The organism is Geodermatophilus sp. SMS 5-13, assembly GCF_059428245.1.
The window spans coordinates 2,322,133-2,338,760 of record NZ_CP165729.1; the positions used below are offsets into that span (position 1 = coordinate 2,322,133).

14 protein-coding genes are annotated in these 16,628 nt (G+C 76.3%); 13 read left to right on the forward strand and 1 reads right to left on the reverse strand.

Annotation, left to right across the window (positions count from 1 at the left end):
• Nucleotides 1-2: 2 nt before the first annotated feature.
• Nucleotides 3-986, reverse strand: coding sequence for an AAA family ATPase (locus AB3388_RS11380; RefSeq protein WP_495410883.1), 984 nt, complete (start codon nt 984-986; stop codon nt 3-5).
• A 248-nt stretch (nt 987-1,234) separates the two neighbouring features.
• On the opposite strand from AB3388_RS11380, the gene mraZ reads away from it, so the two are divergent.
• The 13 genes from mraZ (at nt 1,235) to AB3388_RS11445 (ending at nt 16,451) form a co-directional block, all read left to right on the forward strand.
• Nucleotides 1,235-1,669, forward strand: coding sequence for a division/cell wall cluster transcriptional repressor MraZ (gene mraZ / locus AB3388_RS11385; protein ID WP_495410884.1), 435 nt, complete (start codon nt 1,235-1,237; stop codon nt 1,667-1,669).
• Nucleotides 1,670-2,074: 405 nt separating this feature from the next.
• Entirely contained in the window at nt 2,075-3,049 is a 975-nt protein-coding gene (gene rsmH, locus AB3388_RS11390) for a 16S rRNA (cytosine(1402)-N(4))-methyltransferase RsmH (protein WP_495410885.1), read from the forward strand.
• Nucleotides 3,046-3,576 carry a cell division protein FtsL gene (gene ftsL, locus AB3388_RS11395; protein WP_495410886.1) on the forward strand — a complete coding sequence of 177 codons (531 nt, stop codon included), beginning with the start codon at nt 3,046-3,048 and terminating at the stop codon, nt 3,574-3,576. Before rsmH ends, ftsL begins: the two co-directional genes overlap by 4 nt.
• Nucleotides 3,577-3,578: 2 nt before the next feature.
• Nucleotides 3,579-5,414, forward strand: coding sequence for a peptidoglycan D,D-transpeptidase FtsI family protein (locus AB3388_RS11400; RefSeq protein WP_495410887.1), 1,836 nt, complete (start codon nt 3,579-3,581; stop codon nt 5,412-5,414).
• A gap of 200 nt (nt 5,415-5,614) precedes the next feature.
• Entirely contained in the window at nt 5,615-7,105 is a 1,491-nt protein-coding gene (locus AB3388_RS11405; protein WP_495410888.1) for a UDP-N-acetylmuramoyl-L-alanyl-D-glutamate--2,6-diaminopimelate ligase, read from the forward strand.
• A complete protein-coding gene (locus AB3388_RS11410; protein WP_495410889.1) occupies nt 7,102-8,496 on the forward strand; it encodes a UDP-N-acetylmuramoyl-tripeptide--D-alanyl-D-alanine ligase in 1,395 nt (464 codons plus the stop codon). The genes AB3388_RS11405 and AB3388_RS11410 overlap by 4 nt, the downstream gene beginning before the upstream one ends.
• Nucleotides 8,493-9,569, forward strand: coding sequence for a phospho-N-acetylmuramoyl-pentapeptide-transferase (gene mraY / locus AB3388_RS11415; protein WP_495410890.1), 1,077 nt, complete (start codon nt 8,493-8,495; stop codon nt 9,567-9,569). Before AB3388_RS11410 ends, mraY begins: the two co-directional genes overlap by 4 nt.
• A gap of 3 nt (nt 9,570-9,572) precedes the next feature.
• Nucleotides 9,573-10,970, forward strand: coding sequence for a UDP-N-acetylmuramoyl-L-alanine--D-glutamate ligase (murD, locus tag AB3388_RS11420; RefSeq protein WP_495410891.1), 1,398 nt, complete (start codon nt 9,573-9,575; stop codon nt 10,968-10,970).
• A 7-nt stretch (nt 10,971-10,977) separates the two neighbouring features.
• On the forward strand, nt 10,978-12,498 hold the full coding sequence (gene ftsW / locus AB3388_RS11425) for a putative lipid II flippase FtsW (RefSeq protein WP_495410892.1): 1,521 nt from the start codon (nt 10,978-10,980) through the stop codon (nt 12,496-12,498).
• Nucleotides 12,495-13,595 (forward strand): undecaprenyldiphospho-muramoylpentapeptide beta-N-acetylglucosaminyltransferase, encoded by a 1,101-nt coding sequence (gene murG, locus AB3388_RS11430; RefSeq protein WP_495410893.1) that lies wholly within the window; start codon nt 12,495-12,497, stop codon nt 13,593-13,595. Before ftsW ends, murG begins: the two co-directional genes overlap by 4 nt.
• A complete protein-coding gene (gene murC, locus AB3388_RS11435) occupies nt 13,582-15,030 on the forward strand; it encodes a UDP-N-acetylmuramate--L-alanine ligase (RefSeq protein WP_495410894.1) in 1,449 nt (482 codons plus the stop codon). The genes murG and murC overlap by 14 nt, the downstream gene beginning before the upstream one ends.
• Nucleotides 15,027-15,827, forward strand: a complete 801-nt coding sequence (locus tag AB3388_RS11440; protein WP_495410895.1) for a cell division protein FtsQ/DivIB — start codon at nt 15,027-15,029, stop codon at nt 15,825-15,827. Before murC ends, AB3388_RS11440 begins: the two co-directional genes overlap by 4 nt.
• 21 nt (nt 15,828-15,848) lie before the next feature.
• The gene (locus tag AB3388_RS11445) at nt 15,849-16,451 is read left to right on the forward strand and encodes a peroxidase-related enzyme (RefSeq protein ID WP_495410896.1); all 603 of its coding nucleotides are present in this window, start codon (nt 15,849-15,851) and stop codon (nt 16,449-16,451) included.
• Nucleotides 16,452-16,628 lie beyond the last annotated feature (177 nt).

The following is a 16,628-nucleotide window of genomic DNA, read 5'->3' on the forward strand; positions in this document are numbered from 1 at the left end:
CGTCAGCGTCCGCGGGGAACCGGCACGGTGGCGAGCAGGTCGGTGACCACCTGCTCGGCGCTGCGCCGGGCGAGGGTGGCATCGGCGGTGAGCAGCAGCCGGTGGGCGAGCACCGGGACGGCGAGGGCCTGGACGTCGTCGGGCAGCACGTGGTCGCGGCCGGCGAGGGCGGCGGCGGCCCGCGCGGCGCGCAGCAGCTGCAGCCCGGCGCGCGGCGAGGCGCCCACCCGCAGGTCGGGGGAGCGGCGGCTGGCGTCGACCAGGGCCACGACGTAGCGGCGGATCGCCTCGGCGACGTGCAGCCGGCCGACCGCGCCGATCAGCTCCTGGACGGTCGCGGCGTCGGCGACGGCGGGCAGCGACGCCAGCGGGTCGGCGGTGGCCCGCTCGTCGAGCATGGCCAGCTCGGCCTCGCGGTCGGGATAGCCCATCGACACCCGCGCGGTGAACCGGTCGCGCTGCGCCTCGGGGAGGGGATAGGTGCCCTCCATCTCGATGGGGTTCTGCGTGGCCATCACGAGGAACGGACGGGCCAGCTCGTAGCTGACGCCGTCCACGGTGACCTGCCGCTCCTCCATGCACTCGAGGAGTGCCGACTGCGTCTTGGGGGACGCGCGGTTGATCTCGTCGGCGACGACCAGGTTGGCGAAGATCGCCCCGGGCTTGAACTCGAACTCGCGGGTCTCCTGGTCGTAGACGCTGACGCCGGTCACGTCGCTCGGCAGCAGGTCCGGCGTGAACTGGATCCGCCGCACGCTGGCGTCGATCGACGCGGCGAGGGACTTGGCCAGGGTCGTCTTGCCCACCCCGGGCACGTCCTCGATGAGCAGGTGCCCCTCGGCGAGCAGCACCACGAGCGCGAGACGGACGACGTCCGGCTTGCCCTCGATCACCCGGCTGATGTTGGCCGCGATGCGTGCCCCTTCCGCTGCGACGTCGACCGAGGACCCGGCCGTTCCGTCGGCGGTCCGTGTCGCCTCCGTCACGCCGCCCACCGTACGTGTCCCGGCGCGTCTCGGGGCGTTCTCGCGCCCCACTGCTCCCCACCGGCCCTCTGGCGCGCTGACCTGGGCCCCTGTGGGGCAGCCGGAAGGTCACGACACGGCGACGAGTGGTGTCCAGTGGGGGCTAGTGGGTTACTGTGTCGGCCGGTGGGGAGCAGTTCCCGATCCAGGGGGAGCTGCACAGCAGTCCCTCATCTCCAAGGGGGAGGACCAGTGACGGGGGTGATCCGGTGTTCGTCGGCAGCTATCCGCTGCGGCTCGACGAGAAAGGCCGGCTCGCCCTTCCTGTCCGCTTCCGCGACCAGGTGGCGGGAGGCATGGTGATCAAGAAGGGCCAGGAGCGCTGCATCTACGGCCTCACCATGGACCGCGTCGCCGAGCAGAGCACCGCCCTGCAGCAGATGGCCCCCGCCGACACCGCCGCCGCCCGCATGCGCGCCCGCATGAGCTTCGGCTCGATGGTCGAGGTCGAGCCGGACAAGACCGGCCGCATCACCATCCCGGCCAACCTGCGCGAGTACGCCCACCTCGACCGCGACGTGGTCGTGGTCGGCGTCGACACCCGCTTCGAGATCTGGGACGCCGCCACCTGGGAGGCCTACGTGGCCGAGCAGGAGGCCGCCTTCGCCGACATGGAGAGCGAGGGGATGCCGACTCTGTCGTGACCCCCGAGACCTCGTCCGCCACACCCCGGACCCCCGCGCTCCGCGATCGAGCCGTCTTCCCCGCGGCTCGAGAGCAGGACCGGCCCGAACCGCCTTCCCCGCGGCTCGGTCCGCCCGCGCGGAGGATCGGGGCCCGGCGGACCGCACCGTCCCCGCGGGGTCCCACCTGACGCACTTCCCCGGCGCCAGGCGGGCCCCGCGGGGGACGACGATCCCCTCCGTCCCGGGACGCCACCCCACTCGGCCCCACATTCCCCACTCCGCCCCACCCCTGTCCCACGTCTGCCCCCGCGCCCGCGCAGCCGCGGTGCTTCCGCGCGCCTCGCCGCGGGGTCCCACAGTCCGCCGCGTCCCTCCGTCACCATCGGGGGACGCCGTCCGACCCGTTCGAGAGGCAGCCCGAGCATGAACAGCACCGAGCACGTGCCCCCGGTGCACGTGCCCGTGCTGCTCGACCGGGTCACCGAGCTGCTCGGGCCGGCCTGCGCCGAGGACGGCGCCGTCCTCGTCGACGCGACCCTGGGCCTGGCCGGGCACTCCCTGGCCCTGCTCGGCGCGCACCCCGGGCTGCGGCTGATCGGCCTGGACCGCGACCCCGAGGCGCGCGCCGAGGCCACCCGCCGTCTGCAGGCGGCCGGGGTCGCCGAGCGCGCCACCGTCGTCCCAGCCGTCTTCGACGAACTGCCCGACGTGCTCGACCGGCTGGGCCTGCCCGAGGTGCGGGCGGTCCTGTTCGACCTGGGCGTCTCCTCCCTGCAGCTGGACCGCAACGAGCGCGGCTTCAGCTACGCCGCCGACGCCCCGCTGGACATGCGCATGGACCCCACGGCGCCGCGCACCGCCGCCGACGTCGTCAACACCTACTCCGCCAAGGAGCTCGCGCGGGTGCTGCGGGTCTACGGCGAGGAGCGCTTCGCCTCGCGCATCGCCGCGGCTATCGAGCGCGAGCGGGCGCGGGCGCCGTTCACCAGCACCGGCCGGCTGGCCGAGCTGGTCCGCGACGCGATCCCGGCGGCCACCCGGCGCACCGGCGGGCACCCGGCGAAGCGCACCTTCCAGGCGCTGCGGATCGAGGTCAACGACGAGCTGGGCGCGCTCACCCGCGCGCTCCCGGCGGCGATCGAGGCCCTCGCGGTGGGCGGCCGGATCGCCGTCATCACCTTCCACTCCCTCGAGGACCGGATCGTCAAGCAGACCCTCGCGGCCGGTGCCACCGACTCGACTCCGCCGGAGCTGCCCGTGCCCCTGCCCGAGCACAGCCCCGTGCTGCGGCTGCTCACCCGCGGCGGCGAGGCGCCGTCCGAGGCCGAGACCGCGGCCAACCCGCGGGCCGCCTCCGCCCGCGTCCGGGCCGCCGAGCGCATCCGGCGGGCGGCATGACCGACGCCGCCCGCCGCCCCGCGACCGGCCCGGTCCGGACGACGTCCGCGCGGTCGCACCGCACCGGGGTCATCCGCACCGGCAACCTGCGTCCCTCCACCGGCGCCGGGCGCAGCACGCCGATCCGCCCGGACCTGTGGCTGGTGCCCGCCGGCGAGCCGGCCCGCCGTCCCCGGTCGTCCCTCCGCAGCCGCCGCGCACCGTTCGTGCTGCTCGTCGTCGGCCTGCTGGTGTGCACGACGCTCGGGCTGCTCTTCCTCAACACGGCCATCGCGGTCGACTCGCTCAAGGCCACCCACCTGCGCACGGAGAACGCGCAGCGGGTCGAGGACGTCCAGCGCCTCCAGCGGCAGGTCGTCGACGGCCGGACGCCGGAGGAGGTGGCGGAGCAGGCCGCCGACGCCGGCCTGGTGCCCGCCGGGCCGCCGGCCTACCTGGTGCTCGAGCCGGACGGCAGCTCGACGGTCCGCGGTGAGCCCCAGCCCGCCGTGGACCCCGCCGCGCCCGATCCGGACGAGGGGAACTGACGGTGTCGAGCACTCTGCGCCCGCCGGGCCCGGCCCGCCGCGCCACGCCGCCGCCCCCGCGGACCGGGGCGTTCACCCCCCGCCGCCGCCCGGGCAGCCGGCGCAGCAGCGGCGGCCTGAGCCTGGACCAGCGCGGCCGGCGCGGGAAGGTGGGGCTGGTCCTCCTCGTCCTGCTGCTGGTCGTCGTCCTGGTCAAGCTGGTCTTCGTCCAGGGCGTCGACGGCAGCGACTACGCCAACGCCGCCCAGCAGGACCGGCTGCGCACCTATCCGATCGCGGCGCTGCGCGGGGCGATCGTCGACCGCGCCGGCAACCCGCTGGCCTACACGGTCGACGCCTACCGGGTCGTGGCCGACCCCACGGTGGTCGACGACCCGGCGCGGACCGCGCTGGCGCTGACGACCCTGCTCGACGTCCCCGCCTCCGAGCTGACCGACGAGCTCTCCGAGGACAAGCGCTACGTCGTCCTCGCCTCGCAGGTCGAGCCCGAGACCAAGGACGCCATCGACGACCTCGGCCTGGCCGGCGTCTCCTTCGAGGACGACCCGCTGCGGCTCTACCCGGCCGGCACGGTCGGCGGGCAGGTGGTCGGCTTCGTCAACCGCAGCGGCGCCGGCGCCGCCGGCATCGAGCAGCGCTTCGACGACCAGCTCGCCGGTACCGACGGCCAGCGGCGGGTCGAGGTGGGCAGCGGCGGCAACCCGATCCCCTCGGGCATCGACGAGTCCACGCCGGCGGTCGACGGCAGCACGGTGACGCTGACCCTGGACCAGGACCTGCAGTACGTGGCCGAGCAGCGGCTGACCGAGGCGTGCGCGGACGGCTACACGACCCGCGCCTCCGCCGTCGTCCTCGACGTGCACACCGGCCAGGTGCGGGCGATGGCCAGCTGCCCCGGCTACGACCCCGCGCACTACAACGAGACCGACCCCGACCTGCTGGGCAACCCGGTGGTCTCCGACGTCTTCGAGCCGGGCTCGGTGATGAAGGCGGTGACCCTGTCGGCCGCGCTGCAGGAGGGCGTGGCCACGCCGGACACCGTGCTCACCGTCAACGGGCACATCCAGGCCGGCGACCGGGTCGTCACCGACGCCCACGACCACCAGCCGATCGGCTGGACGGTGACCGGCATCCTCGCCAAGTCCAGCAACGTCGGCACGATCATGCTCGCCCGCGAGGTGGGCGACGCGACGCTGGAGAAGTACCTGCACGCCTTCGGCCTGGGCAGCGAGACCGGCATCGAGCTGCCGGGGGAGAGCGCCGGCATCCTGCAGAACTCCGCCGACTGGGACCCCGGCCGCGCGGCCAACGTCCCGATCGGCCAGGGCGTCTCCGTGACGACCCTGCAGATGGCCTCGATCTACCAGACCATCGCCAACGGCGGGGTACGGATCCCGCCGCGGGTGGTGCAGTCGGTCACTGCCGCCGACGGCTCCGTGCGGACCTCCCCGGCGCCCGAGGGCACGCGGGTGATCAGCGAGTCCACCGCCGACCGGATGGCCTACATGCTCGAGGCCGTCGTCGGGCCCGGCGGCACCGCGCCGCTCGGCGAGATCGAGGGCTTCCGCGTGGCCGGCAAGACCGGCACCGCGCAGCGGGCCAACCCCGAGACCGGCGGCTACGAGGGGGGCGGCTACGTGACCACCTTCGTCGGGTTCGCGCCGGCCGACGACCCGCAGTACGTCGTCGCGGTCAACCTCGAGCGCCCCGACAGCGACGAGGAGGGCGGCCAGGTGGCGGCCCCCGTCTTCGCCGACGTCATGCGCTACGCCCTCACCTCGGGCGGCATCGTGCCGTCGGGCACGCCGCGGCCGGACTTCCAGCTCACCGCCCCCTGACGGCGCCGCTCCCGGGGTCGGGTTCGACCTCTCGGGGGGCTCCGGACCTACGCCGACCTGCGGGGATGCCGATCCGGCCGCGCTCGCGCCCCGCGCGGATCCGCGCGAATGATCGGGTCACGCAGCGTGCGCCGGTAGATTGAAGCCCCGTGACCCCGACCGATCCCGGGTCGGCGCCCCGGCCCGCGGGGAACCGACCGGTGCCGCTTCCCGACCTGGCCGACCTGATCGGCCGGCCCGTCGGCGGTGACGACGCCGGGACGGCGGTGCGCGGCGTGACCCTCGCGTCGGCCGAGGTCCGCCCCGGCGACCTCTACGCCGCGCTGCCCGGCGCGCGCACCCACGGCGTCCGCTACCTGCCGGACGCGGTCGCGCGCGGCGCGGTCGCCGTCCTCACCGACCCCACCGGCCGGGACGAGGCGCTGGCGAGCGGGCTGCCCGTCTGCGTCGTCGACGACCCCCGCGCCGTCCTCGGTGACGTCGCCGCCCGCGTGTACGGCGACCCGGGGAGCCGGCTGACCGTCATCGGCATCACCGGCACCAACGGCAAGACGACGACGAGCTACCTGGTCGAGGCGGGGTTCGCCGCGGCCGGCCGGGACACCGGGCTGATCGGCACGGTGCAGACCCGCACCCGCAGCGGCAGGGCCGTCACCGCGCTGCCCAGCGTGCGGACCACCCCCGAGGCGCCGGTGCTGCACGGGCTGCTGGCGAGCATGGCCGAGGCCGGCGTCACCGCCGTGGTCATGGAGGTCTCCAGCCACGCGCTCGTGCAGGGCCGGGTCGGCGGGCTGCGGTTCGCCGCCGCCGGGTTCACCAACCTCAGCCAGGACCACCTGGACTTCCACGGAGACCTCGAGGAGTACTTCCGCGCCAAGGCGCTGCTCTTCGACGGCCGCGCCGCGGTCGAGGTGGTCGACGTCGACGACGCCCACGGCCGCCGGCTGGTCACGGACGGCACGGTGACCGTCTCCGGCACCGGCGCGGACGCCGACTGGACGGCGATCGACGTCGCCCGGGCCGCCGACGGCGGGTCGACCTTCACGCTGCGCGGCCCCGGCGGGCGCAGCTGGCCGGCCCGGCTGCGGCTGCCCGGCGCGTTCAACGTGGCCAACGCGGTGCTGGCGGTCGCGCTGCTCGACGCGGTCGGCATCGACCCCGCGACGGCGCTGGCCGGCCTCGCCGCAACGGTCGTCCCCGGCCGGATGGAGCCGGTGGACGCCGGCCAGCCGTTCGTCGCGGTCGTCGACTACGCGCACACCCCCGAGGCCGTCCGGACGGCGCTGGACGCGCTGCGGGCCGCCGGCTCCGGCCGGCTGATCACCGTGCTCGGTTGCGGCGGCGACCGCGACCCCGGCAAGCGGCCCGCCATGGGCGCCGCGGCGGCCGAGGGCAGCGACGTCCTCGTCGTCACCGACGACAACCCCCGCTCGGAGGACCCCGCCGCGATCCGGGCCGCGATGCTGGCCGGTGTCCCGGCCGGCCACCGCGCCGAGGTGCTCGAGGTCGGCGACCGGCGCGCCGCGATCACCGCCGCGGTCGGCCTGGCCCGGGCCGGCGACACCGTGCTGGTCGCGGGCAAGGGCCACGAGAGCGGCCAGGAGGTGGCCGGCGAGGTCACCCCCTTCGACGACCGCGAGGTGCTCCGCGAGGCGCTCTCCGCGCTGGGCACCCCGGCGGGGACCGCATGATCGCGCTGACCCTCGCCGAGATCGCCGCGGCGGTCTCCGGGAACGTTCCCGCGGGCGCCGACGCCACCGTGACCGGCGCCGTCACCGTCGACTCCCGCACGGTCGGCCCCGGCGACCTGTTCGTCGCGCTGCCGGGGGAGCGGGTGGACGGCCACGACTTCCTCGCCGCGGCCGCCGCGGCCGGCGCCGTCGCCGCGCTCACCACCCGGCCGGACCCCGCGCTGCCGACGGTCGTCGTCGACGACCCGGTGGCCGCCCTCGGCAGGCTGGCCTCGGCGGTCCACGGCCGGCTGACCGACGCCGGCCTGCGCACGGTCGGCATCACCGGCTCCTCCGGCAAGACCTCGACCAAGGACCTGCTCGGCCAGGTGCTCGCCGCCGCCGGCCCGACGGTCAGCCCGCCGGGGTCCTACAACAACGACATCGGCCTCCCGCTGACCGTGCTGTCCGCCGACGAGGCCACCCGATTCCTCGTGCTCGAGATGGGCTCGCGCGGGCCCGGGCACATCGCCCGGCTGTGCCGCGTCGCCCGGCCCGAGGTGGGCGTCGTCCTCAACGTCGGCTCGGCCCACCTCGGCGAGTTCGGCTCCGCCGAGGTCATCGCGCAGGCCAAGGGCGAGCTGGTGGAGGCGCTGCCCGAGCACGGCACCGCCGTCCTCAACGCCGACGACCCGCGGGTGATCGGCATGGCCCCGCGGACCCGCGCCCGCGTGTGCACGACCGCCCGCGCCGCCGATGCCGACGTCCGCGCGACCGGGGTGCGGCTGGACGAGCTCGGCCGCGCCCGGTTCACCCTCGCCGCCGCGGGGGAGGAGCGCGACGTCGCGCTGCGGGTGGTCGGCGAGCACCAGGTCGCCAACGCGCTCTCGGCCGCCGGCGCGGCGCTCGCGCTCGGCATGGCGCCGGCCGACGTCGCCGCCGCCCTGTCGGCCGCCGAGCCGCGCAGCCGGTGGCGCATGGAGGTCACCCGCCGTCCGGACGGCGTCACCGTCGTCAACGACGCCTACAACGCCAACCCCGAGTCGATGCGCGCGGCGCTGGCCGCGCTCGCCGCGCTGCCGGGGGAGCGGCGGATCGCCGTCCTCGGCGGGATGGCCGAGCTGGGCCCCGGCGGCGGGCAGGAGCACGAGCGGCTCGGCCGCGACGCGGCGGCGGCGGGGGTGGACCTCGTGGTCGCCGTCGGCGCCGATGCGGTAGGCATAGCGAGCGGGGCAGCGGCCGCCGGAAGGCGGCCAGGAGAGGAGTCGGTGCACGTGCCGGACCGGGCTGCCGCCCGCCACCTGCTGTCGGAGCTGCTGCGCCCCGGCGACGTGGTCCTGGTGAAGGCCAGCCGCTCGTACGGGCTGGAGCGCCTCGCCGAGGACCTGCTGACGGCCGGGGCAGGCGCGTGAAGTCGGTCCTCATCGCCGGCGGTTTCGGCCTGATCATGTCGATCCTGCTCACCCCGCTGGCCATCCGCGCGTTCCGCCGGCACGGCCTGGGGCAGGAGATCCGGGACGACGGGCCCGAGAGCCACCTGTCCAAGAAGGGCACGCCCACGATGGGCGGCACGGTGATCGTCGGCGCCACGGTCGGCGGCTACCTCATCGCCCACCTGTTCCTGCTCGACCAGCCCGGGCGCGGGGTGACCACCAGCGGGATCCTGCTGCTCTACCTCATGGTCGGCATGGGCACCGTCGGCTTCCTCGACGACTACCTGAAGATCCGCTTCCGCCGCAGCCTGGGCCTGAACAAGACCGCCAAGCTGGTCGGGCAGCTCGTCGTCGGTGTCAGCTTCGCGATCCTGGCGCTCAACTTCCAGAGCGACGGGATGTCGCCGGCGTCGACGAGCGTCTCCTTCGTGCGCGACATCGCGCCGATGGGCCTCGGCGCGGTCGGGTTCGTGATCCTGGCCTACCTGTTCATCGCCGGCTTCTCCAACGCGGTCAACCTCACCGACGGCCTCGACGGCCTGGCCTCGGGCTGCGCGGCCATGGTCTTCGCCGCCTACGTCTTCATCTCCTTCTGGCAGTTCACCCACGACTGCACCAACGAGCTGGTCGACGGCTGCTACGCGGTCCGCGACCCCCTCGACGTGACGCTGGTGGCCGCCGCGGCGCTCGGCGCCTGCCTGGGCTTCCTGTGGTGGAACACCAGCCCGGCGCGGATCTTCATGGGCGACACCGGCTCGCTCGCGCTCGGCGGGCTGCTCTCCGGCCTGGCCATCGTCACCCGCACCGAGCTGCTGCTCGTCGTCCTCGGGGGGCTGTTCGTCGCGGTGACGCTGTCGGTGGTCATCCAGGTCGCGTTCTTCCGCGCCACCCGCCGCCGGGTGTTCCGGATGGCGCCGCTGCACCACCACTTCGAGCTCGCCGGCTGGACCGAGAACACCGTGATCGTCCGGTTCTGGCTGGTGACCGGCATGGCGGTGGCCTTCGGGATCGGCCTGTTCTACGCCGACTGGCTGTCGGTCGTGGGGCTGTAGGCGGTGGAGCTCTCCGGCCGGACCGTGCTCGTCGCCGGCCTGGGCGTGTCCGGAGCAGCGGCGGCCCGCGTGCTGCTCGCCCGCGGCGCCCGGGTGCTGCTCGCCGACGCCGCCCGCCCCTCCGCGGTCGACCCGCTGCTCGAGGGCGGCGCCGAGTGGCTCGGCGCGCTGGCCGAGACGCCGTCCGGCACCGACCTGGTGGTCACCTCGCCCGGCTGGCGGCCCGACGCGCCGCTGCTGGCCGACGCCGGCCGCCGGGGGGTCGAGGTGATCGGCGAGCCGGAGCTCGCCTGGCGGCTGCGTTCCGAGCCGCCCGCCCCGTGGCTGGCGGTCACCGGCACCAACGGCAAGACGACGACGGTCACCATGCTCGAGGCGATCCTGGTCGCCGGGGGACGGCGGGCGGTCGCGGCGGGCAACGTCGGCCGTCCGCTGGTCGAGGTGGTCACCGAGACCGGGGCGGACGGCGCCCCCGCCTACGACGCGCTGGCCGTCGAGCTGTCGAGCTTCCAGCTGCACTGGTCGAGCACGCTGGCCCCGGAGGCGGCCGCCGTCCTCAACGTGGCCGACGACCACACCGACTGGCACGGCTCCTTCGCCGCCTACCGGGACGCCAAGGCGCGCATCCTCCGCGGCGCGCGGGTGGCCGTCGCCGACGCGGGAGACCCCGTCGCGGCCGCGCTGGTCGCCGCGCACCCGCGCCCGGTGACGGTGACCCTCGGCGAGCCGGCGGCCGGCCAGCTCGGCGTCCGGGACGGCGCCCTGGTCGACCGCGCCTTCGCCGACGACCCCGCGGGGGAGGTGCTGCTCGAGCAGGGAGCGCTGCAGGTCCCCGGGCCGCACAACACCGTGAACGCGCTGGCCGCCGCCGCCCTGGCGCGGGCCGCCGGGGTGCCCGCCGAGGCGGTCGGCCGCGGCCTGGCCGGCTTCCGCGGTGGCGCCCACCGCAACGTGCGGATCGCCACCGTGGCCGGCGTGGACTACGTCGACGACAGCAAGGCGACCAACCCGCACGCCGCCGGCGCCTCGCTGGCCGCCTATCCACGCGTGGTCTGGATCGCCGGCGGCCTGCTCAAGGGCGCCGACGTCGACCCGCTGGTCGCCGCGGTCGCGCCACGCCTGGCCGGGGCGGTGCTGCTGGGCCGCGACCGGGCCGAACTGGTCCGTTCGCTGGCGCGACACGCCCCGGCGGTTCCGCGGGTGGAGGTGCCGAGCGGCGACGATGAGGGGATGGGGCGCACCGCGGAGCAGACCATGCGGGCGGCTGTGGCGGAGGCCGCCCGGCTGGCCCGGCCCGGCGACACCGTCCTGCTGGCGCCCGCGGCGGCGTCGATGGACGTGTTCACCGACTACGCGCACCGCGGCCGCGCCTTCGCCGACGCGGTGCGCGAGCTGGGCTGAGCGCCCGATGACCGCGAGCACCCGCCCCCGCGCCACCGCCACCGGCCCGTCCGCGGCCGGCACCGCCCGCCGCTACCGGGTCCGCCGGCTGCAGGGACCGGACTGGCTGGCCGGCCCGATGACCAGCTGCCACCTGGTGCTGGGCGCGGCCGGTCTGCTGCTGGCGATCGGCCTGGTCATGGTCTTCTCCGCCTCGGCGGTCAAGGCGGCCCTCGACGAGCAGTCGGCCTGGCGGCCCGGCGTCGAGCAGCTCACCTGGGCCGGGCTGGGCGCGGTGGCCCTGCTCGTGGCGCTGCGGCTGCCGGTGGGCTTCCTGCGCCGGTGGTCGGGCTGGGCGATGCTCGCCTCGCTGCTCGCGCTGCTGCTCGTGCTGGTCGTCGGCGTGCGGCTCAACGGCGCCCGTCAGTGGTTCGACCTCGGCGTCGCGCACCTGCAGCCCTCGGAGCCGGCCAAGCTGGCGTTCGCGCTGTGGGGCGCGCACATGCTGGCCACGCGCGACCGCTACCTGACCACGAAGTCGCTGCTGCTGCCGCTGGTGCCGGCCTTCGGGCTGATCGCCCTGCTGCTGCTGGCCGAGCCCGACTTCGGCGGCGTGATGACCTTCGCGGTCATCCTGGTCGCCCTGCTGTGGGCCGGCGGCGCCCGGCTCAAGGTCTGGCTCGGCCTCGGCGCGGTGGGGCTGGCCGGGATCGCCTACCTGATCAGCGAGCCCTACCGGTGGGCCCGGGTCACCTCGTTCCTCGACCCGTTCGCCGACGCCTCCAACTCCGGCTACCAGGCGGTGCGCGGCCTCTACGCCCTGGCGACCGGCGGCTTCTGGGGCGTCGGTCTCGGCAACAGCCGGATGAAGTGGGGCCTGCTGCCCTACGGGGAGTCCGACTACATCTTCGCGATCATCGGCGAGGAGCTCGGCTTCCTCGGCTGCCTGGTCGTGGTGACCCTCTACGGGGTCCTGGCCTACGCCGGTTTCCGCATCGCCCGCCGCTCCACCGACCGGTTCGTGCAGCTGGCCAGCATCGCCATCACCACCTGGCTGGTCGGCCAGGCGACCATGAACATGGGCTACGTGGTCGGGCTGCTGCCGGTCACCGGCGTCACCCTGCCCCTGGTCTCCGCCGGGGGGACGTCGCTGGTGCTCACCCTGTTCATCGTCGGCCTGCTGGCCCGCTTCGCCCGCTCGGAGCCGGCCGCCATCGAGTCGCAGCAGCGGCGCTCCCGCGGCCGGCTCGCGCGCTGGCTGCTGCCCGTGCCGGCGGCCGCGGTCGACCCGGTCCGGGCCCGCCGCCGTTCCGCGCCCGCCGGCCGCCCCGACGCGGGGGAGCGGGCCGGTCGCCGTCCGGTCGTCGCGGGGCGCCGCACCGTCGCGAAGGTGACCGAGGGGGCCGCCCCGCGGGAGCGCAGCGTCCCCGGGCCCGCGCGCCCCCGCCCGCCCGCCGAGGACCGCGGCCGCGCCGCGCCGCGGCGGCCGGTGCCGGGCCCCGGGACGCCGGTGCCCGGCCCCGCCCGCCGGCCGGGGAGGCCGCGGTGAGCGAGCTGAGCATCGTGCTGGCCGGCGGCGGCACCGGCGGGCACATCGAGCCGATGCTGGCGCTGGCCGACGCGCTGCGCCGACGCGACGAGGGCGTGCGCATCACCTGCCTGGGCACCGCGCGCGGCATGGAGACCCGGCTGGTCCCCGCCCGCGGCTACGACCTGCGGCTCATCCCGCCGGTCCCGCTGCCGCGCAAGCCGACCCCGGACCTGCTCAAGGTGCCCGGCCGGGTCGTGGGCGCCGTCCGCGAGACCCGGGAGCTGCTCACCCGGCTCGCCGCCGACGTCGTCGTGGGCTTCGGCGGCTACGTCGCCCTGCCTGCCTACCTCGCGGCGCGGCGGGCCAAGGTCCCGGTGGTGGTGCACGAGCAGAACGCGCTGCCCGGCCTGGCCAACCGCATCGGCGCCCGGCTGGCCGAGCGGGTGGCGGTCACCGTCCCCGGGACGCCGCTGCACCGCGGCGAGCACGTGGGCATGCCGCTGCGGCGGACGATCACCGGCCTGGACCGCCCCGCGCGGCGGGCGGAGGCCCGGGCGGAGTTCGGCCTGGACGCCGAGCGGCCGACCCTGCTCGTGTTCGGGGGCTCGCAGGGCGCCGCCTCGCTCAACCGGGCCGCCGTCGGCGCCGCCGACGCGCTCACCGCGGCCGGGGCGCAGGTGCTGCACGCGCGCGGGCCGAAGAACACCGACGTGACCGTGCCCCCGCGCCCGGCGGGCGGCGCGCCGTACGTCGTGGTCGACTACCTGGAACGCATGGACCTCGCCTACGCCGCCGCCGACCTCGCCCTGTGCCGGGCCGGCGCGGTGACCGTCGCCGAGCTGGCCGCCGTCGGGCTGCCGGCGGCCTTCGTGCCGCTGCCGATCGGCAACGGCGAGCAGCGCCGCAACGCCCTGCCGCTGGTCGAGGCCGGGGGAGGGCTGCTGGTGGACGACGCCGACCTGAGCCCGGCCTGGATCGCCGAGCACCTCGTGCCGCTGCTCACCGACCCCGGCGCGCTGGCGGGCTACGCGGCGGGTGCCAAGGCCGCCGGGGCGCCGGACGCCGACGAGCGGCTCGCCGACATCGTGCTGGAGGTGGCCCGTGCCCGCGGCTGACGTGGCCGCCTGGAACGCGCCGGTGCCCGCGCCGGGCGAGCTCGGCGCGGTGCACTTCGTCGGCATCGGCGGGGCCGGCATGAGCGGCATCGCGCGGATCCTGCTCGCCCGCGGCGTGGTGGTGTCCGGCAGCGACCGGCGGGACACCCCGACCCTGCTGGCGCTGCGCGCGCTCGGGGCGCGGGTGGAGGTGGGCCACGACCCGGCGCACCTCGGCGACGCGGACACCGTCGTCGTCTCCACCGCGATCCGCGACGACAACCCCGAGCTGGCCGCCGCCCGGGCGCGGGGCCTGCGGGTGCTGCCGCGCGCGGTCGCCCTCGCCGCGGTCATGGCCGGCCGGCGCAGCGTCGCCGTCGCCGGCACCCACGGCAAGACCTCCACCACCTCGATGCTCACCGTCGCCGTGCAGGCCTGCGGGGTCGATCCGTCGTTCGCCATCGGCGGCGACCTCAACGAGTCCGGCAGCAACGCGCACGCGGGGCAGGGCGACGTGTTCGTCGCCGAGGCCGACGAGAGCGACCGGTCGTTCCTGCTGCTCGCCCCGCACGCCGGGATCGTCACCAACGTCGAGGCCGACCACCTCGACAACTACGGCGACCTGGCGGCGGTCGAGGCCGCCTTCGACCGGTTCCTGCAGACCGTGCACCCCGACGGCTTCGTGGTGCTCTGCGCCGACGACCCCGGCGCGGCCCGGCTGCGGGGGGTGCCGACGCCGGCCCGGGTGCGCACCTACGGCACCGCCGAGGACGCCGACCTGCGGCTGACCGACCTCGACGTGGCCGGCGACGGGACGTCCTACACCGCCGTCCTCGACGGCACCGACCTCGGCCGGGTGCGCATCCGGGTGCCGGGGGAGCACATGGCCCGCAACAGCGCGGCCGCGCTGCTCGCGGGCCTGGAGCTGGGCCTGCCGCTCGCCGGGCTGGTCGAGGGGCTCGGCCGCTTCGGCGGGGTGCACCGCCGCTTCGAGCTCAAGGGCGTGGCCGGCGGGGTGCGCGTCTACGACGACTACGCCCACCATCCGACCGAGGTCCGCGCGCAGCTGGCCGCGGCCCGGGCGGTGGCCGGCGACGGGCGGCTCGTCGTCGCCTTCCAGCCGCACCTCTACAGCCGCACCCGCGAGTTCGCCGACGGCTTCGGCGACGCGCTCGCCCTGGCCGACGACGTCGTGGTGATGGACGTCTACGGCGCCCGGGAGGACCCGGTTCCCGGGATCACCGGCGCGCTGGTCGCCGACGCCGTCCCGCTGCCGCCCGGCCGGGTGCTCTTCGAGCCCTCCTGGTCGGCCGCCGCCCCGGCGCTGGCCGCCCGCGCCCGTCCCGGCGACCTGGTGGTCACCATGGGCGCCGGCGACGTGTCGATGGTGGGGCCGGAGGTGCTCGAGGCCCTGCGGCGGGCCGACCTCCCCGAGTCCGCGGACGCCGAGCGGTGAACCGCGCCGGCACGACCACGCGTGACCGCGCGCGGGGGCCGGCGGCCCGGCCCGAGGCGAGCCGCCGCGCCCGGCCCGCGCCGGCCGCCAACCGCCGTCGCCGCGTCCGGAGCCGTCGCCAGCGCCGGCTGCGCGCGCTGCTCGTCGTCCCGCTGCTGGCTTCCGTGGCGTGGGTGCTGTGGGCCGGCCCGGTGCTCGCCGTCCGCACGGTGCGGGTGGACGGCGCGGTGTCGCTCACCGCGGACGAGGTCCGCGACGCCGCGGGGGTGGCCACGGGGACGCCGCTGCTCCGCGTGGACACCGACGCCGCCCGCGCCCGCGTGGCCCGGCTGCCGCAGATCGCCGCGGTCCAGGTGAGCCGCGGGTGGCCCGCCAGCGTGGTGATCACGGTGACCGAGCGGTCGGCGCTCGCCGTCGTCGAGGCCGGCGGGCAGCGCTACCTGGTCGACGACGAGGCCGTGTTGTTCGACACCATCACCGGCGACCCGCCGCCCGGCGTGGTGCCGCTGGACGTGCCGGACCCGGGCCCGGGGGACCGCGCCACCGAGGCGGGGCTGGCCGCGCTGGCGTCGCTGCCCCGCGACGTCCGCGCCGACGTCGTCGGCGCGAGCGCCACCAGCGGCGAGGACGTCACGCTGACGCTGACCGACGGGACGACGGTCCGCTGGGGGGACGGCGGCGACAGCGCCGCGAAGGGCAGGGTCCTCTCGGCGCTGCTCGACCAGCTCTCGGCGGGGACCCTCGAGCCGGCCGAGACCATCGACGTCAGCGCGCCGGACGCGGTGGTGCTCCGCTAGCTCCCGACGGAGCATGGCGGCATGAGCGACGCCGCGCCGTCCGACGCCGGACCGATCAGCCGTTTCCCCGTCGTCCCCACCGAGCAGCTGCCCGGCGAGCTGCGCGAGCGCTATGCCGAGGTCGAGGAGCGCTCCGGGTTCCTGCCGAACATCTTCGGGGCGCTGTCCTGGCGCCCGGCGGAGGCGGCGGCCTTCTTCGCCTACCACGACGCGCTCATGGACAAGGAGACGCCGGGGCTGTCGAAGGGCGACCGCGAGCTGATCGTCGTCGCCACCAGCGCGGCCAACGACTGCCTGTACTGCGTCGTCGCGCACGGCGCCATCGCGCGGATCCGCAACCGCGACCCGTACCTGGCCGACCAGGTCGCGGTCGACTGGCGCAAGGCGCCGCTGTCGCCCCGCCAGCACGACGTGCTCGACGTGGCGGTCCGGCTGGCCGTCGAGCCGGCCGCGGTGACCGCCGCGGACGCCGACCGGCTGCGCGGTCACGGCCTCACCGAGGACGACGTCTGGGACGTCGGCGCGATCGTCGCTCTCTTCGCGCTGTCCAACCGGCTGGCGCACTGGGCGGCGATCCCGCCGAACGAGGAGTTCTACCTCCTCGGTCGCATCCCTCGGGCCTGATGGAGGGTTGGTCACACCCGTCTCAGCCGACACGCTCGACACGCGCGACACGCCCGGTGCAGGAAGAGATCTGCCACGACTGCGGACGACGCCGCGCCGGACCCTGGAGCCCGCCATGAGACGTTTCCGGGGCGGGTCGTCACACTTCGTGAGGCCCTTGTGACGAACGGGTCGCCT